Annotated in this window: 22 protein-coding genes; 7 read left to right on the plus strand and 15 right to left on the minus strand. The window is 68.7% G+C overall.

Annotated features, from left to right (window positions below):
• Window positions 1–342 precede the first annotated feature (342 nt).
• On the minus strand, window positions 343–1,233 hold the full coding sequence (locus E1288_RS24070) for a helix-turn-helix transcriptional regulator (RefSeq protein ID WP_132488736.1): 891 nt from the start codon (window positions 1,231–1,233) through the stop codon (window positions 343–345).
• A 124-nt stretch (window positions 1,234–1,357) separates the two neighbouring features.
• Between E1288_RS24070 and E1288_RS24075 the strand changes: the two genes are divergently transcribed.
• Window positions 1,358–1,669, plus strand: coding sequence for a hypothetical protein (locus tag E1288_RS24075; RefSeq protein ID WP_132488738.1), 312 nt, complete (start codon window positions 1,358–1,360; stop codon window positions 1,667–1,669).
• Here the strand turns inward: E1288_RS24075 and E1288_RS24080 are convergent.
• The 10 genes from E1288_RS24080 to E1288_RS24125 all read right to left on the minus strand — a co-directional run bounded on the left by E1288_RS24080 (window position 1,629) and on the right by E1288_RS24125 (window position 10,457).
• Complete coding sequence (locus tag E1288_RS24080; protein WP_132488740.1) at window positions 1,629–2,510, minus strand: aldo/keto reductase; 882 nt, start codon at window positions 2,508–2,510, stop codon at window positions 1,629–1,631. The genes E1288_RS24075 and E1288_RS24080 overlap by 41 nt on opposite strands.
• Before the next feature lie 360 nt (window positions 2,511–2,870).
• On the minus strand, window positions 2,871–3,284 hold the full coding sequence (locus tag E1288_RS24085) for a (R)-mandelonitrile lyase (RefSeq protein ID WP_132488742.1): 414 nt from the start codon (window positions 3,282–3,284) through the stop codon (window positions 2,871–2,873).
• Complete coding sequence (locus tag E1288_RS48130; protein WP_207954525.1) at window positions 3,226–3,528, minus strand: Rossmann-fold NAD(P)-binding domain-containing protein; 303 nt, start codon at window positions 3,526–3,528, stop codon at window positions 3,226–3,228. Before E1288_RS48130 ends, E1288_RS24085 begins: the two co-directional genes overlap by 59 nt.
• A gap of 246 nt (window positions 3,529–3,774) precedes the next feature.
• The gene (locus E1288_RS24095) at window positions 3,775–4,809 is read right to left on the minus strand and encodes a zinc-binding dehydrogenase (RefSeq protein WP_132488743.1); all 1,035 of its coding nucleotides are present in this window, start codon (window positions 4,807–4,809) and stop codon (window positions 3,775–3,777) included.
• A gap of 321 nt (window positions 4,810–5,130) precedes the next feature.
• The gene (locus E1288_RS24100; RefSeq protein ID WP_132488745.1) at window positions 5,131–6,087 is read right to left on the minus strand and encodes a PDR/VanB family oxidoreductase; all 957 of its coding nucleotides are present in this window, start codon (window positions 6,085–6,087) and stop codon (window positions 5,131–5,133) included.
• A gap of 14 nt (window positions 6,088–6,101) precedes the next feature.
• Window positions 6,102–6,848, minus strand: coding sequence for an SDR family NAD(P)-dependent oxidoreductase (locus E1288_RS24105; protein WP_132488747.1), 747 nt, complete (start codon window positions 6,846–6,848; stop codon window positions 6,102–6,104).
• The gene (locus tag E1288_RS24110) at window positions 6,845–7,372 is read right to left on the minus strand and encodes an aromatic-ring-hydroxylating dioxygenase subunit beta (RefSeq protein WP_132488749.1); all 528 of its coding nucleotides are present in this window, start codon (window positions 7,370–7,372) and stop codon (window positions 6,845–6,847) included. The genes E1288_RS24105 and E1288_RS24110 overlap by 4 nt, the downstream gene beginning before the upstream one ends.
• Entirely contained in the window at window positions 7,365–8,642 is a 1,278-nt protein-coding gene (locus E1288_RS24115; RefSeq protein WP_132488751.1) for an aromatic ring-hydroxylating oxygenase subunit alpha, read from the minus strand. Before E1288_RS24115 ends, E1288_RS24110 begins: the two co-directional genes overlap by 8 nt.
• Window positions 8,643–8,664: 22 nt before the next feature.
• Window positions 8,665–9,045: a hypothetical protein gene (locus tag E1288_RS24120; protein WP_132488753.1), complete on the minus strand. Its 381-nt coding sequence runs from the start codon at window positions 9,043–9,045 to the stop codon at window positions 8,665–8,667.
• 242 nt (window positions 9,046–9,287) lie between these two features.
• Window positions 9,288–10,457 (minus strand): acyl-CoA dehydrogenase family protein, encoded by a 1,170-nt coding sequence (locus E1288_RS24125; RefSeq protein ID WP_132488755.1) that lies wholly within the window; start codon window positions 10,455–10,457, stop codon window positions 9,288–9,290.
• Window positions 10,458–10,590: 133 nt separating this feature from the next.
• Here E1288_RS24125 and E1288_RS24130 point away from each other — a divergent pair, with 133 nt between their 5' ends.
• From E1288_RS24130 to E1288_RS24145, 4 genes are all read left to right on the plus strand, one after another.
• The gene (locus E1288_RS24130; RefSeq protein ID WP_132488757.1) at window positions 10,591–12,105 is read left to right on the plus strand and encodes a PAS domain-containing sensor histidine kinase; all 1,515 of its coding nucleotides are present in this window, start codon (window positions 10,591–10,593) and stop codon (window positions 12,103–12,105) included.
• 108 nt (window positions 12,106–12,213) lie between these two features.
• Window positions 12,214–12,726 (plus strand): flavin reductase, encoded by a 513-nt coding sequence (locus E1288_RS24135; RefSeq protein ID WP_132488759.1) that lies wholly within the window; start codon window positions 12,214–12,216, stop codon window positions 12,724–12,726.
• A 14-nt stretch (window positions 12,727–12,740) separates the two neighbouring features.
• Entirely contained in the window at window positions 12,741–13,019 is a 279-nt protein-coding gene (locus E1288_RS24140; protein ID WP_235883771.1) for a hypothetical protein, read from the plus strand.
• Window positions 13,016–14,275 carry an amidase gene (locus tag E1288_RS24145; RefSeq protein WP_207954526.1) on the plus strand — a complete coding sequence of 420 codons (1,260 nt, stop codon included), beginning with the start codon at window positions 13,016–13,018 and terminating at the stop codon, window positions 14,273–14,275. Before E1288_RS24140 ends, E1288_RS24145 begins: the two co-directional genes overlap by 4 nt.
• A 159-nt stretch (window positions 14,276–14,434) precedes the next feature.
• On the opposite strand, the gene E1288_RS24150 is transcribed toward E1288_RS24145, so the two are convergent.
• From E1288_RS24150 to E1288_RS24165, 4 genes are all read right to left on the minus strand, one after another.
• The gene (locus E1288_RS24150; protein WP_132488763.1) at window positions 14,435–15,052 is read right to left on the minus strand and encodes a response regulator transcription factor; all 618 of its coding nucleotides are present in this window, start codon (window positions 15,050–15,052) and stop codon (window positions 14,435–14,437) included.
• A 17-nt stretch (window positions 15,053–15,069) separates the two neighbouring features.
• On the minus strand, window positions 15,070–15,627 hold the full coding sequence (locus E1288_RS24155; protein WP_132488765.1) for a nuclear transport factor 2 family protein: 558 nt from the start codon (window positions 15,625–15,627) through the stop codon (window positions 15,070–15,072).
• Window positions 15,628–15,733: 106 nt separating this feature from the next.
• Window positions 15,734–17,284 (minus strand): solute symporter family protein, encoded by a 1,551-nt coding sequence (locus E1288_RS24160; protein ID WP_132488767.1) that lies wholly within the window; start codon window positions 17,282–17,284, stop codon window positions 15,734–15,736.
• Entirely contained in the window at window positions 17,281–17,595 is a 315-nt protein-coding gene (locus E1288_RS24165) for a DUF485 domain-containing protein (RefSeq protein ID WP_132488769.1), read from the minus strand. Before E1288_RS24165 ends, E1288_RS24160 begins: the two co-directional genes overlap by 4 nt.
• Window positions 17,596–18,536: 941 nt before the next feature.
• Here E1288_RS24165 and E1288_RS24170 point away from each other — a divergent pair.
• A complete protein-coding gene (locus tag E1288_RS24170) occupies window positions 18,537–18,992 on the plus strand; it encodes a VOC family protein (protein WP_132488771.1) in 456 nt (151 codons plus the stop codon).
• Window positions 18,993–19,409: 417 nt separating this feature from the next.
• Complete coding sequence (locus tag E1288_RS24175) at window positions 19,410–19,970, plus strand: GNAT family N-acetyltransferase (protein WP_132488773.1); 561 nt, start codon at window positions 19,410–19,412, stop codon at window positions 19,968–19,970.
• Window positions 19,971–19,994: the final 24 nt, after the last annotated feature.

A 19,994-nucleotide genomic window follows, 5' to 3' on the forward strand; every position in this document is an offset into this window, starting at 1 on the left:
GCACGCAAGGAAGTGCCCGGCCCGAGCAGCATCGGCGGCACGCTGCTGCCCACCCAGCGCCAAGGCGTTCAACAAGATGAACCACAGCCGTTGCCGGGCCCGCAACCAGGTTCAGCCGAGTTGCCCGAGTCGGATTCCGCTGAACGCGACCAACGCGGCTGAGGCTGCTGGTGAGAACAGCGGTTGTGCGGCCGAGACCGGCTGGACCCCGCTTCCCAGTCGCACTACGTGGTCGCCCAAGGCCGATTCGGCGCCTGATCCACGGCACCACCGAACTCCAGGATCTGCTCCGCAACACGTTCCCGAGCCGACCTGACAGAATTCGAGCCCGACGACGGGCAGTCAGGTCTTGTCGGATTCCACCAGGGTGGAATCCGCGAGGTCCTGGGTGGCGGCCCAGCTGGCGAGCATCTTCAGACCGTCTGCGGCGGGACTGTCCTCCGGTGCGGTGTAGACGTTGAGGACCAGGCCCGGCTCGGAAGGCAGCTGCATCGACTCGAAGTCCAGGTCGAGCTGGCCGACAACGGGGTGGCGCAACCGCTTCTGGCCGCTGCGGTGGAACTGCACGTCGTGCGAGGCCCAGCGCTTCCGGAAGATCTCGCTCTGTGTCGACAGCTCGCCCACCAACTCGATCAGCGCCGGATCGTGCGGATTGCGGCCGGCCTCCATGCGCAGCATCGCCGCGCCGTCATTGGCGATCTTGTCCCAGTCCACGAAGAACTCCCGGGCCGCCGGGTCGAGGTAGACGAACCGGGTCGTGTTCGCCGGGCGACGCGGGTCGGCGAGGACCGGCGCGTAGAGCGCACGGGCGAGACGGTTCATGGCCACGATGTCGTGGCGGCCGTTGCGGACCCAGGCCGGCGCGTCGCTGATCGCATCGAGCACCTGCTGCACCGCGGGTCGCACGCTGGTCTCCCGCCTCGTGCGCCGACGGTGGCCCGGGCCTGCCGCGCGGGCGAGCGTGAACAGGTGGTCGCGCTCGGCCTCGTCCAGCTGCAGGGCCCGGGCCAGTGCGTCGAGCACGTTCTCGGAGGCTCCGGCGAGGTTGCCCCGTTCCATGCGGACGTAGTAGTCCACCGAGACGCCGGCGAGCATGGCGACCTCCTCGCGGCGCAACCCCTTGACCCGCCGGTTACCGCCGTAGGCGGGCAGCCCGGCCTGTTCGGGGGTGATGCGCGCCCGCCGCGAGCTGAGGAACTCGCGGACCTCCGCACGATCGTCGGTCTTGCCCATGGTCCCCAGCGTAAGTCGCCGGCCGGGGTCGAGGGAGGCACTGCGAGTACCTGGAACGAGCGGCACTCCCTGGTCGGCCCGGATCGTCGTTGACTGGGATCGTCCGTCCACGAAGAGAGGCACCATGCGCTCCACGCACGCCAGCGGCACGGCAGGGCGACCCCCGGCGAACTTCGCCGTCGCGATGACGATCCCGCGACTGGCCGCACGACTACACAGCGCGATGCTGCTGTTGGCCGGTGTCGCGTTGACGCTCGCCGGGATGGCATGGCTGAGCCGGCTGGACCCCGGCGTCGGCTACCTCGGCTCGGTCGCGCTGCCGATGCTGCTCATCGGCGCCGGCCAGGGGCTGGCCTCTTGGGAGCCCGGCGCCTCGGTGTTGCGGGATTGGCTGCTCAGGCTTCTGGAATCTCGCGGCCGAAGGTCTCCAAGGTGACCTGCTCCGGCTCCGGGCCTCCGCGCACGCCGGTGTCGAGGGCGTCGATCGCGGCGAGCTCGGTGCCGGTGAGGTCGAAGTCGAACACGTCGAAGTTCTCCGCGATGCGCTGGGGGCGAGTCGACTTCGGAATCGCCGAACGCCCCTGCTGCAGATGCCAGCGCAGCATCACCTGCGCCGGGGTCTTTCCATGCGCCTCGGCGATTCCCGCGATGGTCCCATCCTCCAGCGTGCTGCCGTTACCACCCTCCCGGTAGAAGGTGATGCCGCCGATCGGCGACCACGCCTGCGAGAGGATGCCGTGCGCCGCGTCAGCCGCGAGCACCTCGGGCTGCCTGAAATACGGATGCACCTCGATCTGGTTCACCGCGGGCACGACCGTCGTCTCCTTCAACAGCTTCTCCAGGTGCTCGACCATGAAGTTGCTGACCCCGATGGCACGCACCCGGCCGTCAGCCAGCAGCTTCTCCAGCGCGCGGTAGGCCTCGACGGTCAACTCGAACCGGGCGGGCAGCGCCTGATGCAGGATCAGCAGGTCGATCTGCTCGACACCGAGCTTGCCCGCGCTCTTGTCGAAGGCATGCAGGGCAGCGTCGTAACCGTAATCACTGATCCACACCTTGGTCTCGATGAACACCTCGGACCGGTCGAGACCGGAACGGCGGATCGCCTCACCCACCTCGCGCTCGTTGCCGTAGGCCGCAGCGGTGTCGATGTGGCGATAGCCCGTTCGAAGAGCGGCCTCCACCGCCTCGATGGTCTCTTCAGGAGCTGTTTGGAAGACGCCGAAACCCAGCGCCGGCATCTCGATCCTGTTGTTCAACGTCAGGTTCGCAGTCATGCCACCACGCTAGGGACGAACGCTCCCGCCAGGGAGGACCTGTTAGAACCCCCTTCGATGCACGCGATCATGTTCCGAACGCTTGCCCTGATAGGACGATCCCAATTGGACGCGGTGTTCGTCAGCGAACCTGAACCGTCGTCCAACCACCCCCCAAGATCGCGGAGCGGCGCAGAGAAAGTTGGCGTGGGGCCTGGGTGGGATCAGCGGTCGATCATCCGCATCTGCTCTTCGTTGTGGTGATCGCCGGAGGCCGGGTCACTACCCGCTCCGGCGTTCTTCAGCAGTGCTTCCTTCGATGCGGACCGGGTGGTGCCGGTGACGGTCTTCGCGCCGAGCGCCTGTCGGGCCTTCGCTCGCTCAGCGGCTGCGGGTGCGCGGGCCGTTGTACTGCTGGTCGGTGACCTCCTGCAGCCACGTGGTCTCCGGCCGGTCATCCCCCGGCCCCTCCCACATGGCCAGGTGCTCCATGAACCGATCCGGTGTGGCGCCGTGCCAGTGCTCCTCGCCGGGCGGGCAGGTGACGGTCTCACCGGGGTGCGCCTCGAAGATCACGCCGTCGCGCGTGCCGATCAGCGCGACACCGGCCACCACGCGCAGGGTCTGCCCCACCGCGTGGTGGTGCCAGTAGGTACGGGCGCCCGGCGAGAAGCGGACCATGTTCGCGCGCAGGCGCGAAGGTTCCTGGCCGGCGTAGATCACGTCGAACCACGCGTCACCGGTGAAGCACTCGACCGGCGCCTTGTTCGTGGGCTGGGGCTTGACGAATTCCATCAGATTTCTCCTCGGTGTTTCGACCGATGTCGGATGTGCGCGCCGGTCGGGCCTCGTCGTGGGCCAGGTCCATGCCCAGCTCTCGGGATGCCTCGGCCTGCGCCGGCAGCTCCTTGGTCTTGGCTTCCACGGCCAGGATCGCGTCGGCTCCCGCGATGAAACGCAGCGGCGGCTGCTCCTGCTCGGTGATCGCCAGCAGAGCCCGGGCAAGCTTGGCGGGATCGCCGGCCTGCTTCCCGTTCATGCCCTGCCAAACCACCTTCGTCTCGGCGGTGCGCTCGGCATAGTCCTCGATGGACAGATCCGCCCAGGTGGTGGAGGCCAGACCAATGCGGGAACCTCCAGGTCCCCCAACTCGACGTGCTTCACAATTCTCCGTGTCTTGGAAAACTGGGCGCAGCACGCACATTGGCAGCGTCGCCCCTTTCGGCATTGCTGGTCGTCTGCCGATTCCGGGCGTCCTGCAAAGCGGCACGCCCAGGCAGGGGCCTCAGGGCCGGACGAGGACCTTCAGCGCCTCGCGGTCGTTCATCGCGCGGTAAGCGTCCGGGACCGCATCCAGACCGACCGTGCGGTCGAAGACCCGGCCCGGCTCGACCCTTCCGTCGAGCACGTCGGGCAGCAGCTGTTCGATGTAGGCCCGCGCGGGGGCGACACCACCGGTGATGGTGATGTTGCGGATGAACGGGTCGAATCCGAGCGGCGCCTCGTCGTACTGCGGCACACCGACCCGGCTGACCACGCCACCGGCGCGTGCGAGCTGCAACGCGGTCTCGTACGCGGGCTTGCTGCCGACGCACTCCAAGACCGCGTGGGTGCCGTCGCCGCCGGTGAGTTCGCGAACCCGGGCGATCCCTTCCGCACCGCGTTCGGTCACGACCTCGGTGGCCCCGAACTCGACGCCGAGGTTCGTGCGCTCCTGGTGGCGACCCATCAGGATGATCCGCTCCGCACCGAGCAGCTTGGCCGACAGCACCGCCGACAGCCCGACCGCGCCGTCACCGATCACGGTCACGGTCGTGCGCTCGTTCACACCCGCGGTGACGGCACAGTGATAGCCCGTGCAGTAGACATCGCTGAGGGTCAACAGCGACGGCAGCAGTGTCGAGTCCACACCGACCGGCAGCTTCACCAGCGTGCCCTGCGCCTGCGGCACGCGGACGGCCTCGGCCTGCCCCCCACCGATCTCATCAGTGGCCCAGAAACCACCGTGCCGGCACGAGGTGTGCAGGCCTTCGCGGCAGAAGTCACAGGTGTTGTCCGACCACACGAACGGCGCCAGCACGACATCACCGCGCTTGAGGCCGTCGACCTCCGAGCCGACATCCTCCACGAGACCGAGGAATTCGTGTCCCATCGGCGTGCCGCGATCCGTGGCCGCCATTCCCCGGTAGGGGTGCAGGTCGCTCCCGCACACACACGCGCGCAACACCCGCACCACCGCGTCGGTGGCCAGTTGCAGCCTCGCGTCCGGCACCTCCTCCACCCGGACGTCACCTGCGCCGTACATCATGGTCGCTCGCATGAGCACATTTCCGATCAAGTCGTATCGCGGTTCGTTATGCCCCGTGGCGCAGCAGACATTTCCGCGCCCACCTTCACGCTGTTCGTCCGCTCGCGTTCCGGACGACGTTCCTCGCGGAAACTCCGCGAATGGCCGGAAGCCGTACTTCACGCCTTGGGCACCACCAATGCAACACGCGACAGAGCTGACGCGGGAGGACCTGTTGAACCAGGTACTGGCAGAACCCCCCACTCCGGGATCGGGTGATGGGGAACCGTCATCATGATCCGTGACACTCTGTCACGGTCACCCCGGATTCGGTCGACGCAGTGCCTGCTGCCCTCAGTACAGCTCGATCACGAGCTTGTCGCTCAGGGCGCGGGAGACGCACAACGCGATCTCCGTGCCTGCGGCCTTGTCGGACGCCGAGAGGCACTGATCGCGGTGATCGGGGGCGCCTTCCAGGATCCCGGAGACGCACGAGCCGCAGATTCCCTCCTCGCACGATTTCGCGACGTCGATCCCGTTCTCCGTGAGGACCGAGAGGATCGACTTTCCCGCGGGAATCCCGAAGACCTCGCCGGTGTCGAGTTCGACGGTGAAGGGCAGGTCGCCGCTGGTGTCGATCTCGTTGGCGGTGAAGTGCTCGACGTGAACGTTGTTCTCGCCGATGGCCGGGGCGAAGATCGCCGTGACCTGGTCCATGAAGCCTTGCGGTCCGCAGGTGTAGACGTGGCTGGCGGGTGTCAGCCCGGGGACCACCGCGGCGAGCAGCGCGGGGTGTTCGGCGCGGGGTGCTCCGAAGTGGAGGCGCACCCGGTCGCGGAGTTCCACCCGGTTCTCCAGGAGGTCGACGAAGGCGGCCTCGCCCGGGGAACGGACGAAGTAGTGCAGCTCGAAGTCGGCGGACCGCCCGGCCAGTTCGTAGGCCATGCTCAACAGCGGCGTGATGCCGATGCCGCCGGCAACGAGGACGTGCCTGTCCGCGTCGCCGGCCACGGTCAGGAGGTTCCGCGGTTCACCGATCTTGAGGTGGTCACCCGGGGACAGGGTGTGCAGCGCCTCCGAACCGCCCCGGGACTCCGGCTCGCGTTTGACCGCGATGAGCAGCGACGACACTTCGCTGGGCGGGCCGCAGAGCGAGTACTGCCGGACCAATCCGGTCGGGCCCGTGACGTCGATGTGCGCACCGGCCTCGTACGGCCCCAGCGGCTCGCCGTCGTCTCGGACCAGCCGCAACGTGCGGATTTCGGCGGTCTCCTCGGTGATCTCCGCGACCCGGACCAGGATGTTCGTCATCGTCGCTCCCGTCGTCAGCGCAGGTAGAGGCCGCCGTTGGCGTCCCAGCAGGCGCCGGTGACGGTGGCGGCGCCCGGGGAGGCGAGCAGGGCGACCATCTCGGCGATGAAGGCCGGGTCGCCGAGCCGGCCGACCGGAATGTTCGTGAGGTAGTTCTCGAGGTCGTCCTCGCCGACGATCGAGTGCACCATCGGCGTGTCCTGCGGCCCGGGCGAGACCGCGTTGACCGTGACTCCTCGCGGGGCGAGCTCGCGGGCGAATGCCTTTGTCGCGGACAGGATCGCTCCCTTGGACGAGGCGTAGTGGCCGCCGGTCGCGGTGCCGCCGTTCTGCGCGGCCAGCGAGGCCATGTTCACGATTCGGCCGTAGCCCCGTTCCGCCAAGTGCGCGCCGAAGACCTGGCAGGCGTGGAACGTGCCCGAGAAGTTCACCGCCATGACGGAGTCGAGGTCGGCGGGCGTGATCTCCAGCAGCGGCTTGGCCTGGGTCCGGGCCGCGTTGTTGACCAGGACGTGCACGCCGCCGAAATCGGCCAGCACGTCCGCGAGCAGGCGCTCCAGGGCCGCTCGTTCGCTCACGTCGACCGCGTACCCCCTCGCCGTGGTGCCCGAGCCGTCGAGTTCTTCCGCGAGGATCGCCGCGGCGGAGCCGTCGAGGTCGGCGATCGCGATGCGGTAGCCGTTCGCGTGCAGCCGGCGCACGATGGCCGCGCCGAGCCCGTTGCCGCCGCCGGTGACGACCGCGACCTGCGCGGCGCTCACAGCAGGAATCCCGTAGCGGGAACGGCAGCTTCGCTGTCCACGAGCCGCACCACCTTCAGCGCGATCCGGTCGGCCGCCGGGCCGTCGGTCGAGAGGCGGATCCGGTGCTCCAGGTCGGCGGCCCAGATGTCGTGATCACCGCGCTTGTAGGTGACGAGCACCTGCGCCGAGCGCAGCACGACTTCCTCGTCGGAGACCGATTCCGGCACGAACCGCGACACCGTGCGCACCGTGCGAGCGGCGTCCACGGCCGCGATGGCGTAGCCCTCGGTCATCCGGGTCACGCGCATCCGCCGCATCCGGGCGTCGTCGTAGACCATGTTGAGCGTGTTGGCGAAGTCCTCGGTGCCCGGCTCGATCGGGATGACGTAAATCCCGTCCTCCGCGAACAGCTCGTTCCAGTCCGGGTACTCCTTGCGGTCGAGCAGGTCGGCCTCGCGCCAGACCAGGTCGATCGCCCGGGCCACCCGCGGATCGGTCGTCGGGATCGGGGCCGGGGCGAGGGTGGGCGTCGCGTCAGTCATCGCTCATCATCTGCTTCCACTGGTCGTAGGCAGCGCGCATGCCGGTCTCATCGGTGACGTGGGAGGTGGGCCAGCCTTCCGGGCTCGGCTTCTCCCGGGAGAGGCCGCGATTGACCATGATCGGCATCTCGGGGGCGCCCTGCGCGCCGCGCTGGACGCGGTCCCAGCCCTCGGCGTCGTCCGGGGTGCCGAAGCCGAACGGGCCCTGGAAGTGCTCGTGGATGCGCAACCTTTCCCGGTTGACGATGTCCACTTCGGGCGGTCCGTCCGGGCCGATGGCGATGTGCTCGATCACCGTCTCGTCCACCGCGACCGGGCGCAGCACGCGGAAGAACGCCGCCGACATCGACACGTTCGGGAAGAGGTTCAGGTTGAATCCGGTGCCGTGCATGGCGCGGATCAGCTTGCGCACCTGGGCGGCGTCGAGGGTCTTCGACAGCTCCTCGACGAGGTGGTCGAACCGGGCCTGCAGCGGCTCGCTGCCGTCGTCCGCGTCGAGATCGGAGTGCTCGGGCACCATCTGCATCACGCTGTGGCCCTGGCCGAGGTCGTGGGTGATGGCCTCGGGGTCGGTCATGAACGACATCATGTCGGCGGTCTCGGCATCCACCGACGCCATCCACGACCGGTGCACGATCGGGAAGTGGTAGCCGTCGGTGGTGTTCTCCAGCTGGATCTTCCAGTTGCCCTTGAACCTGAACTGGTGCTTGCCGAGCACCTTGATCGGATAACCACCGCCCTGCTTCATGAACCGGTCGATCCACAGCCTGGCGTCGCCGAGGAACTCATCGAGCGGCTCGATGCCGTCGTCGAAGGTCGCGAACACCATGCCGCCGTAGGACTCGGTGCGCAGCTTCTTCAGCGACAGCTCGGTCTTGTCCACGACGCCTTCGTAGCCGTCGGGATAGGGAATGCCGCGCAACTTCCCGTCCAGGCCGTAGGACCAGGCGTGGTACGGGCAGGTGAAGCCGTTGGCCTGTCCCTTCGGTTTCTCGCACAGGCTCGCGCCGCGGTGGCGGCACCGGTTGAGCAGCGTGTGGATGGCGCCCTTGCGGTCGCGGGTCACGATCACCGGCTGGCGGCCGACGTAGGTCGACTTGAAGCTGCCCGGCTTCGGCACTTCGCTTTCGTGGGCGACCCAGACCCAGGTGCGCTCGAAGATCCGGGTCATCTCCTGCTCGAAGATCTGGGGGTCGGTGTAGAGGCGGCCGGCGACGCGATCGCCGGAGACCAGGTCGGCGGGCGCGACGTCGAAGACGTTCTCGGTCATGGGTCTGAAACCTTTCCGGGGATCAGTCGGGAAGCTCGACGTCGTCGCGGATGGTGAGGGCACGGCCGATGCGGGCCTCGATCTTGGCGAACCGCCAGAGCTTGAACTCGCTGCTGCCCACCGGGGTGGTGCGGAAGAGGTTGCAGGCGGTCTTGACCGTGTCCTGGGTGTCGACGTCGGCGAGGATGTAACAGGTCCACGGCCAGCCGTCGGACGGGCCGACCAGGTGCGAGTCGTCGTCGATGTCGCCGATGAAGCTCACCCCGGGCAGCGCCTTGAGCTGGTCCATCATGGACACGAACGCCTGCCAGACGTCACCGGAGGTGATGCCGTCGGAGGGCAGGTCGAAGAAGTTCTGGTTGATGCCGATGCAGAACAGCACGCGAAGCGGCTGTGCGGTCATGCTCGTCTCCTGTCGTCGGTGGGCGGCTCAGAGCCCTTTCAAAATGCGGCGCCAGCCGCATGCGGTGAGGGACTCAGCTCGCACCGCCGCGGGTTCTCAGATGTCGTCTGGCGAGGACAGCCCCGATGCCGCGTATTTGGGCATACGTAAGTCGGGGATCCCGGAGTCCAGACCGCGGCCGTAATTCCCGCAGGGGGGCCGCTACCCGCACCGCTACGCAAACCCATTGAAGAATTCACTTCTCAGCGGAAGCCGGGTGTCGTGGGTGGTAGTCCCATGAGGACGGCGCCGGCCGCGTCGTACATCGCGGGCCCGAGGAAGGCGTGCTGCTTGGGCACCAGGGCATCGCCGAGCAACAGCTGCAGCGGGTGGTCGCGGTAGATCGGTGCCGTGCCGGAGATCTCGACGAGCCTGCCGACCACCTCCGAGGCGGTCCTGGCCAGATGCGCCGAGGCGAGGCGGAGATGCGCGTTCTGCTCGTCGGTGGCGGGATCACCGGCGACAACGGTCTCCCAGACCTCGTTGCTGAGCTCGTAGAACCACGCCCGGGCCGAACGGAGCGCGGCCTCGGCGGCGGCGACCTCCGCGCGGTAGTAGGGCCGGTCGGCCAGCTTCGGCGCGCCGGTCACGCCGGCGTATCCGCTGCCGACCTCCTCGGCGTGGTCGAGAGCCGCCCGCGCCACACCGGCGCCGACCACGGCCAGCACCTGCGCGGCGTAGGCGATCACCGGGTAGCGGTAGAGCGGTTCGTCCACTGTGGGCTCTCCGCCGCGGATGAACGTCCATTCCCGGGGGACCTCGACGTCGCGGACGACCAGGTCGAACGAGCCGGTGCCGCGCATGCCGACCACGTCCCAGTTCTGGACGATCTCGACCTGGTCGGGGCGCAGCAGCGCGGTCCGCGGCTTGCCGGCGGTGGACTCGTCGCCGGGGATGCCGACGCCGAGGATGTCGGCGCCCATGCAGCCGCTGGCGAACTTCCAGTGCCCGTCGACCCGGAACCCACTGTCGGTGGGCTCGGCCGCCTGGATCGGGAACAGCCCGCCGGCGAAGGCGACGTCCGGGCCGTCCCGGTAGATCTTCGCCTGCGTCTCCACCGGAAGGGCGGCGAGGTAGATCAGCGCGGAGCCGAAGCTGGCGACCCAGCCGGTGGAACCGTCGACCGCGGAGATCCGCTCGATCCGGTCCAGGAACTCCGCCGGCGGCAGCGGCTCGCCGCCGAACTTGGCCGGGGTGGCGGCGCGGTAGAGCCCGGTCTGCTTGAGCCGATCGACGAAGTCCTTCGGCACATAGCGCTGCTCGCGGAACTCCGCCCGCCGCCGCGCGAGCTCTGCCAGAACGTCGTCGAAGGTGACGGCGGCATCCGCGAAACGGGGTGTCGCCCCGGGGGCCGCCTCCTGGGTGTGCACCATTGGTCCTCCTCGTCGTTCCGGCCTGCATCCGACGGTAGGAAGCGGGATTTGCTCGCGGTATTGGTAGTGCCCGGCGTCGGTCTAGGGGATTTCTTCAGCGGTCCACGGCCTCGGACCGAACTACGCTGGCGTCATGCAGGTCGACCCGCGCGCCCCCGAGCTCGCCGCGAACGACTTCGTGGCGATGCTGAACGCCAGCCGGATGTGCGTGCTCATCCACGACGCGGCCACGAAGAACATCTTGTGGGCCAACCCCGCCGCGTGCGAAATGCTCGGCTGGAGCGTCACCGAGCTGCGCCCGCTCAAGGCCAACGACATGAGCAGCTCGGCGCAGCAGTACGACCGGGTGCTCGGGCGCGCCTGGCTGCAGGAAGCGGTCGACAAGGGGGCCAGCCGCATCGAATGGCACTACCGCGCCAAGTCGGGCCGGGTGATTCCCAGCGAAGCGGTCGCCGTGCGGGTCGAGCTGGCCCAAGGACCCGCGGTGATGGTGCAGTTCCGCGACATCGAACGGGAACAGGAGATCGAACGCGAATTGCGGCTGACGACGTCCTACATCGACGCGCTGGCGCACCACACCTCGACGATCGCGCTCATGCTCGACGCCACCGGCGCCCTCCGGTTCGCCACCGACACCGCGGTCGCGCTCATCGGCGCGCGCCCGACCGAGCCGCTCGGCCCGCTCACGCAGTACGGCCGGCTATGGTCGGACGGCCGCGCGTCCACTTGGGACGAGGTGGCCGCGCGGGCGGAGCCGGTGACCGCGATCAGGCTCGAAATCCCCCGCGACGTCGGTGAGCCGGTGTGGCTGGAAGGAAGCCTGGAACGCCTGCAGGACACCGACGACGAAGCCCTGCTGATGATCCTGCACGACGTCTCCGACCGCGTGCAGGAGGAGGCGCGCCGGGAACGCGAACTGCACCGGGAGAACTACCTGGCGCGCTACAACGCGATGGGCGACATGGCGATGGCGATCGCCCACGAGCTCGGTCAGCCGCTCGCCGCGGCGGGCAACTACCTCGCCGGGGCGCGGGCCCGCAGCCAGACGCTGGTGAACTCGGGCGAGTTGCCGTCCGAGGCCGCTGCGCGGCTGGCTTTCGGGATCCACAGCGCGGAGAAGCAGATCGAACGGGCCAGCACGATCGTCAACGCCGTCCGCGCCTTCGTCGGTCACCTCGAACACGTCAACCAGGTCGTCGACCTCAACGACGTGGTCGAGCAGTGCCTGCACTTCGTCCGGCTCCGCGCGGCCCCGCTGGGCGTGCAGGTGGTGGTGCGCCGCCATCCGGAACCGGTGGCCGTCCGGTGCGAACGCGTGCTCACCGGGCAGGTCGTGCTCAACCTCTGCTTCAACGCCATCGACGAGATGGCCGCCTGCGACCCCGACCGGCGGCGGATCACCATCACGACGCGCATCGACGACGACGCCGGGGTCCTCACCGTCGACGATCAGGGCCGCGGCCTGCCGCACGACCCGTTCGAGGAATCCTTCACGTCCAAGGAACACGGCAGCGGCGTCGGACTCGCGCTCAGCTACCGGATCATCACGCGCCAGCACGGGACCATTTGGGCGCAGCGACGCGACGAGGGTGGCTCCCGTTTCGGCTTCACACTGCCGCTCGCGCGGGAACACCACCCGCCGGCGTAGGGGAAATCCTCAGGCCGGCCGGTGGAAGTCTCGATATTCCGCCCGTGATCCCGGACGTACCGTCGGAGTAGGGCAAGCCTCCCGCCCGCGCCCGTCACAGGAGGAATCGTGTCAGAGCCGACCCGCACCCAGCGCGAGTTCCGCGCCGCGATGGCAAATCTGTCCGCCGCGGTGAACGTGATCACGACCGACGGCCCGCGCGGCCGGGCCGGGATGACCGTCAGCGCCGCCTGTTCGGTCACCGACTCGCCGCCGACCGTGCTGGTCTGCGTCAACCGGTCCAGCCGTTCGCACGACATCCTCATGGCCAACGGCCGGATCTGCGTCAACGTGCTCGGCGCCGACCAGGACGACTTGGCGATGCACTTCGCGGGCGCGACCAAGGTCCCCACCGCCGAGCGGTTCGCCGAAGGCCCGTGGGACCTCGACGTCGACGGCATTCCGGTGCTCCGCAACGCGATCGCCTCCGTCATCGGCCGGATCGTGTCCGAACGCACCCTGGGCTCGCATTCGGTGCTGTTCGTCGAGGTCGAGAAGGTCCGCACCAAGCAGAACAGCGGCGCGTTGGTCTACTTCCAGCGCCGGTTCCACAGCCTGGACGCCGCGCCGCTGAGCGCATGAGGAGGAGACCACCCGTGAACCGACCGTCAACCGCCGGCGGCACCATGACGCTGACCTGCTACAACGACACCCACGGCTACGGTTGGCGCCACGTCGACCTGTTCGTGCACGACGCCGAGGGACGCGAACTGAACTGGGTCCACTGGCAGGTGCACGCGGACGGCCCGGAGGCGGCCGACGCCGTCACCTCGGAAGTCGAGCCGTTGTTGCGGCGGACCTCGGAATGGCGCCACGGCGTCAGCGCGAGCGGCATGGACTACTGGGTTGCCGACGCGACCTGGGTCGAGGCATGAGCGCCCCGGTGTGGCGGCCGTGGTCCCTGCGCGAGCTCGCCGGTCAGCTCGCCGCCGGAACGACCACCCCCGCCGAAGCGCTCGCCCGCAGCCGCGCCCGCATCGCCGGCACCGAGTCCGGTCTGTGTGCGTGGGTGACGCCGGACCCTTCCCCCGATCTCGCCTCCGCCGCGGGTGCGCTCGGCGGCGTGCCGCTCGGCGTGAAGGACATCATCGACGTCGCCGGGCTTCCGACCCGGTGCGGCTCGGAGTTGCGTGCGCAAGCCCCACCCGCCGAGGCCGACGCGGCGATCGTGGCCGAATGGCGCCGGGCCGGCGCGGTGCCGATCGGCAAGACCGTCACCACCGAATTCGCCTTCTTCGCGCCCGGTCCCACCCGGAACCCGGCCGCGCCCGGTCACACCCCTGGCGGATCATCAAGCGGGTCCGCCGCCGCGGTCGCGTCCGGCCAGGTGCCGTTGGCGCTCGGGTCCCAGACCGCGGGCTCGGTGACCCGGCCGGCGTCCTACTGCGGTGTCGCCTCCCTCGTGATGACCCGCGGCCGGTTCCCGGTGGAAGGGGTCACCGGGCTGAGCCCGAGCCTGGACAGCCACGGCGCGTACGCCGCGACCGCGTCCGATCTGGCGCTGGCCTGGTCGGCGCTCACCGGTGAGCCGGACGCCGGGCTGCTCCCCGGCCGCCCGCCGCGCCTGCTGCTGTGGACCGCCGAGCCACTCGGCGTGGTCGATCCCGAGATGGCGGCCGCGTTGTCCGGCGCCGCGCGGCTGCTTCGCGCCCGGGGTGCGGTGGTCGACGCCTTCCCGGCGGAAGCGCTGGTTGCCGAGGCGACCGCCGCGCACCCGGTGGTGATGGCTTACGAGGCGGCCCGGGAACGTGCGGCAGAACTGGCTCAGGCGTCTCGGCTGAGCCGGCCGCTGGCGCAGCTCCTCCAGACCGGAGCGACCACCCGGGCCGACGACTACCAGGCCGCTCTCCAGACGGTGGCCGACGCTGGCGCCCAGGTGTCGGCCATGCTGAGTTCGTACGACGCGGTGCTGGGCCCGGCCGCCCCAGGGGCAGCACCCGCTGGTCTCGCGGCCACCGGTGACCCGGTGCTCAGCCGGGCCTGGCAGGCATTCGGACTGCCCGTGGTGGCGGTGCCGGGGCTGCGCAGCGCGACCCGGCTCCCGCTCGGCCTTCAGCTCGTCGGGCCCGCGCGGAACGAGACCGCGCTCCTCGCGACCGGCTGCTGGGTCGAAGCCGCCCTGCGCCCGTGAGCCGACCGCGAGGCCAGTCCCCGGCTCCGCGCATCGGGGATCCGCAATTTCCATTGAAATCGAAGGTTCGATTTCAATGGAAATTGCGGAGGATGGAGTCCAGGCGGCGGCCGTGACTTCCGCAGGCCCCCCGCACCGCCACGCAAAACGAGCCTGGCTTCAGACGGTGATCCGGTGCAGCAGGATGTCCCGCACCAGGGCGCCGAGCGTATCCGCTTCGGTCTTGGCCTTGATCCTGGCGCGGTGGACGTCCACGGTCTTGACGCTGGTGCCCAGCCGGCGGGCGATGAGCTGGCTGGGCAATCCGACGATGACCAGCCGAAGCACCTCTCGTTCGCGTTGCGTCAGCGCGTCCAGCCGCCGGAGGACTTCACGACGGCAGGTGTGATCGGCGAACCGCCGTTTCGCCTCCAGCAGCTGTTTCTGCACGATCTCCAGCATCTTCTGCGGCTGGTAGGGCTTCTCCAGGAAGTCGACCGCGCCCTGCGACATCGCCCGCACCGACATCGGGATATCGCCGTGCGCCGAGCAGAAGATGACGGGCGCCGGATAGCCCAGCTGCAGCAGTCGCTCCTGCAGCTCGAAGCCGCTGACCCCGGGCATCCGGATGTCGACGATGACCACCGCCGACTCGTCCGGGTCGAACTCGGCCAGGAACGAGCTCGCGTCCGGGTAGCTCAGCGCCTGGATGCCCACGCTTTCGAGCAGGAAGATCAGCGACTGCCGCAGGTCCTCGTCGTCGTCGACGATGTGGACCACGGGGTCCGAGGCTGTCATGACCGCCACCGCCTCCATTACGGCTTCATCAGCACCGATGTCGACGGGTGGTCGCTCGCCCAGCCGGGTGCCAGCGGCGCGACGAACACGTTCTCGGTGCGCGTACGGGTGATCTTCCAGGTTCCCGAGACCTTTCGGAAGGAGTTGTTCAGGCGGCTCGACCGCAGCAGGGACTTCCCGTCCGAGAACAGCCATGGCTGCACGTGGATCCACTGGCCGGCCGCCTCGTGCCCGTCGACGTGGATCTGCTCCGAAGTCAGGTAGTGGGCGTTCAGCACCAACGCAGGTGCCTGCTCCTCGCTCCAGAACCGCTCGAAGTGCTCGCGAATCGCCGCGGCGCCCTCGGCCCGCCCGAACTGGCCGTCGTAGTACTCGCCCACGCCTTCCCAGACCGCGTCCTCGCTGTAGAGCTCCATGATCAGATCGATGCGATGCGCGTCGTCGCGCACGCCGAACTCGGGGTTCGGCGTGTCGCACAGGAACATGTAGCGGGCCTGGAGGCGGCGAATCTCCGACTCGGCCTCCAGTTCCTCGATCCGCCGTGTCAAGGCGGCGACAGTGGCAGCGCTGGTCATGAAACTCCCCACTCCCTGCGGTTCACATGTTGATGACGGTATTGGCGAGAACGCCTCGTAGCCGAGTTGCCGGCCGCTGGACTCCAACCTCGCCGCTCTGCACGTCTCAGGTCGGTTGCCCGGTGGCCGCAGGAAGGTCCGCAGTGCTGCGGCCGGTCAGAGCCTTCGTGCGCAACGCGCCGAACGTGGCCCGGTCGCGGACCGCCGTTTCACCCCGGGCAGGCGCGGCCAGGGCCACGACGACCGAGACGAGCAGGCTCAGCGGAACAGTCACCAGCGCGGGGTTGCTGAACCCGAGGGGCGCGGACGGCCCGTGCACGGCCGGGCTGAGCAAGATGATCGCGACCGACGCCACGAGCCCGACGACCATGCCGGACAGCACCGCGCGGGCGGTCATCCGTCGCCAGTAGATGGTCAGCAGCAACGCCGGCAGGTTCGCGCTGGCGGCGACGGCGAACGCCAGCGACGCGAGGAACGCCACGTTCTGCTTCTCCGCCGCCAGAGCGAGGACCACACCGGTCGCGGAGGTCGCGAGGGTCGCGATGCGCGCCGAGGTCAGCTGGCCGCGCGGGCTCACCGCACCCCGCTTGATCACCTGGGTGTAGAGGTCGTGCGCGATCGCCCCGGACGTGGCGATCACCAGCCCGGACAGCACGGCGAGGATGGTCACGAAGGAGACAGCGGCGACCAGTGCCAGCAGGAGGCCACCGCCCAACGTTTCGGCCAGCTGCGCCACCGCCAGGTTGCCCGCGGGGCTCTGCGCCGTGATCTCGTCCCGCCCGACGAGCGTGGCGGCGCCGTAGCCGATCACCGGGATCATCAGGTAGAAGACCGTGAACACCCAGATCGCCGTGATCGCCGACGACCGTGCGGCGCGAGCATCCGGCACGGTGAGGAACCGGATCATCACGTGCGGCAGCCCGAGCACCCCGAACACCAGGCCGAACACCTGGGACAGCTGGTCGAAACCGGCGAGGGCGGAGCTGCGGTTCGGCGCGACCGCCGCGGCGCCGAAGGTGTCGAGCGCGTCCTGGAAGACTCCCAGCGGGTTGCCGCCGTAGCGGATCAGGACGAGCACGAACAGCGCGACGGCGCAGCCCATCATGAGGGTGGTCTTCACGATCTGGATCCAGCTGGTGGCGAGCATGCCGCCGAGCATCGTGTACACGGTGGTGAGGCCACCGATGACGAGCACGGCGACGGTGTAGTCCAGGCCGAACAGCAACCGCACGAGCAGGGCGGCTCCGACGAACTGCGACACGAGGTAGAGGGTGCTCACCACCACCGTGCTGGTGGCCATGACGGCCCGGACGTCCCTGCCGCCGAAGCGGGCGGCCAGCACGTCGGCCAAGGTGAAGCGTCCCAGGTTGCGCAGCGGTTCGGCGACCAGGAGCAGCGCGAGCACATAAGCGACCGGGACGAACACCGCGAGGTAGAAGCCGTTGAACCCGGTGAGCGCGATCGCCCCGGTGACCCCGAGGAACGACGCCGCCGAGATGTAGTCGCCCGCGATGGCCACGCCGTTCTGCCTGCCGGTGAGCTGGCCGCCGGCGACGAAGTGGTCGGCGGCCGACTTGCTGCGCCGCGCCGCGACGTAGGTGATGACCAGGGTGAGCACGACCAGGGCCGTGAAGATCGTGGCGGTGTAGATGTTCACGACCGGCCCTCCCGGACGAGCTCAACGGCCTGGTCGAGCCGCCGTGCCCGCGCGGCGTACCACGCGGCGACGGCGAGTGCGGCGGGGAACTGCGCGAAGGCGTAGATCCAGGCCCAGGTCAGTCCCCCGCCGGTCAAGCCGTCGAGCGCGCCGGTGAACTGACCGAGCACCGGCAGCGGGAAGAACACCACGCAGATCAACACGGACAGCACGGCCACCAGGCGCATCCGGCGCCGGGCGACGGTGTCCACCGTGGACGGGTCCGGGACGGGCGCACTTGGTGCGGGGGGATGCGAGTGCTCCAACGGCATGGCCGCTCTCCTTCTGGTCAACCGCGGTCGCGCAGCTCATTCGCGAATCCGCTGCGGATGCGCGGGTGACCGCGCACACAGCCAGCTCGATATCGGAACGCTACGGACCTGGTTGAAGGCGAACAATGCGCGTTTGCCCCCTGGCAGGTGAAGGAATCACACCGGCCCCTGAAGAAATCCCCTACTCCGCCAGTGGGCGATCTGCGCGACGGGTTCGGCTCGCTGCGCCGACTCCGGTGCCAAGAGCGTGACCGTCCCTCTCCCCGCCGCCGTTCGCATTGGGCAGTAGGTTTCCGGGCATGCTCCATGGAAGGACTGGCGAATCCGCTGCGATCGAGCAACTCGTGGCCGACGCCCGACTCGGGCACAGCGGAGTTCTGATCCTGTCGCACGACCTGGTTTTCGACGCTCGGCAGGAAGCGCGTCAACCCGGTCGTTCGACGGAGGCGGACACGACGTCGGTATCGCCGGCTACGACATCACCCAATAAGCGCCTGGCTGCTCCGAAGACCTGACTTCCTTGCTGCTCGATCATCTGCCTCGGGCTCGCTGGCGGCGAACAGGCACAGCACCAGCACGAGCCACCGCACGAGAAGTCGCCGCGAGGCAGGTCGGCGCCCCCTGTTGGATGATGCCGGGGAGGAGCAGCAGCGCGTGCGAGGAACTGCACCTGGGCTACAAGAGTTCTCAGGCCGGCGGCGCGAGCACCCGTCCTGGGCAGCACAACGGCGAGGTCCTCGCCAGCTCGGATTCAGCACCGCCGAAATCAACAAATTCCGCACTGAGGGAACGATCTCCGACCCGACGAACCTGGAGGCAGCACGATGACATAGCGACCAATCCCGTACTCCACGAGCGCCGCGACGCCGCGCAGTTGGAGATCGATCCACACCGCTGGGGCGATCAGCGGCTCGCGACCGAACGATCGTTAGGAGACACCAGTGACGGACCATGACGATTTCCCCGCACCACAGCAGGGGCTGGTTGTGACGCACTTCCTGACCGTGCGTGACGTCAGCGTCTCGCGAGAGTTCTACGTCGACATCTTCGGTGGGCAGGTCGTGCTGGCCGAGAACCCCACCACCGTCCGGATCGCCAACAGCTGGATCATCATGAACCCCGGAGGCGGACCCACACCGGACAAACCAGACATCAGCCTGACCCCGCCCCAGCCTGGGGACCCGGTGTCGGCGTTCCTGAACATCCGAGTCGCCGATATCGCCGCGTTCTATGCCGACGCCCGCGCGAAAGGCGCGCAGTTCCTGACAGAGCCCAAGGACCGCAAGGCCGAGTTGCGGTGCTATCTCCGCGACCCGGACGGGTACCTCATCGAGATCGGGCAGGCCACCGGAATACTGCACGGTATCTTCGCCGACCGGCCCGCCCCTTCAAGCTGATCCTCTTCTTCGCACACATGTGTTCTGAGGGCGAAGGGCCATGTGACCGGGACTTGGGCACGGGGAGCATCGGCGGGCGGGAGGGATGTCTTATGGGGCAGCTCGAAGGGCCGAACTCTTCGTCGACGGAGGACTTGCCCAGGCCTGAGCCAGCAGTCTCACTCCTCACCCGAGTCCACTCCAGCACGCATCATCAGGGATAGAACACCTGTCCCCCAACGTGCCTGTCCTTGATGCCGGTGGAGTCCGCCCAGCACGGTGGCAGGCCGTGATCGCACCCCACCTCGTTGCACTGGTCCGGCTTCGAGCGGGGCGTCCTGGTCGAGCGATCCGCGGCCCGCGCGGCATGAACACCAAAAACTGCCACGGGTCGGAAACCCGGTGACAGGCCCGGCCGACCCTGGTGAAGATCGCGGCATGACCAACTTCCTGGAAACCGACCGGCTCATCCTGCGGGCGTTCACAGCGGCCGACGCCGACCACCTGCTCGCCCTGGACAACGATCCCGAGGTCATGCGCTTCATCAACGGTGGCCGTCCCACCAGCCGCGAGGCGATCGAGACCCGGACCCTGCCGCGGCTCCTGCACGACTACCCGTGCTGGGAGACTCGCGGATACTGGGCCACGCAGGAGAAGACCACCAGTACCTTCCTGGGTTGGTTCGAGTTCCGGCCGCTGGAGGAGCACACCCCCGTTGTGGTCGAACTCGGCTATCGGTTGAACCAGGCAGCATGGGGGCGCGGCTACGCCACCGAAGGCTCGCGGGCCCTGATCCACAAGGGGTTCACCGACCTGGAGGTCGAACGCGTCACGGCGAACACGATGGCCGTCAACTCTCGTTCCCGTCGTGTCATGGAGAAGTCGGGCCTGTCCTTCGTCCAGAACTTCACCGGGGACTGGCCGGAGGCGATCGAGGGCTCCGAGCACGGTGAAGTCGAGTACGAACTCACCCGGACCCAATGGGAACAGCCTCGGTAGACGTCAACGACCCCGTCCAACACT

The organism is Saccharopolyspora elongata (assembly GCF_004348985.1).
Classification (GTDB): Bacteria; Actinomycetota; Actinomycetes; order Mycobacteriales; family Pseudonocardiaceae; genus Saccharopolyspora; species Saccharopolyspora elongata.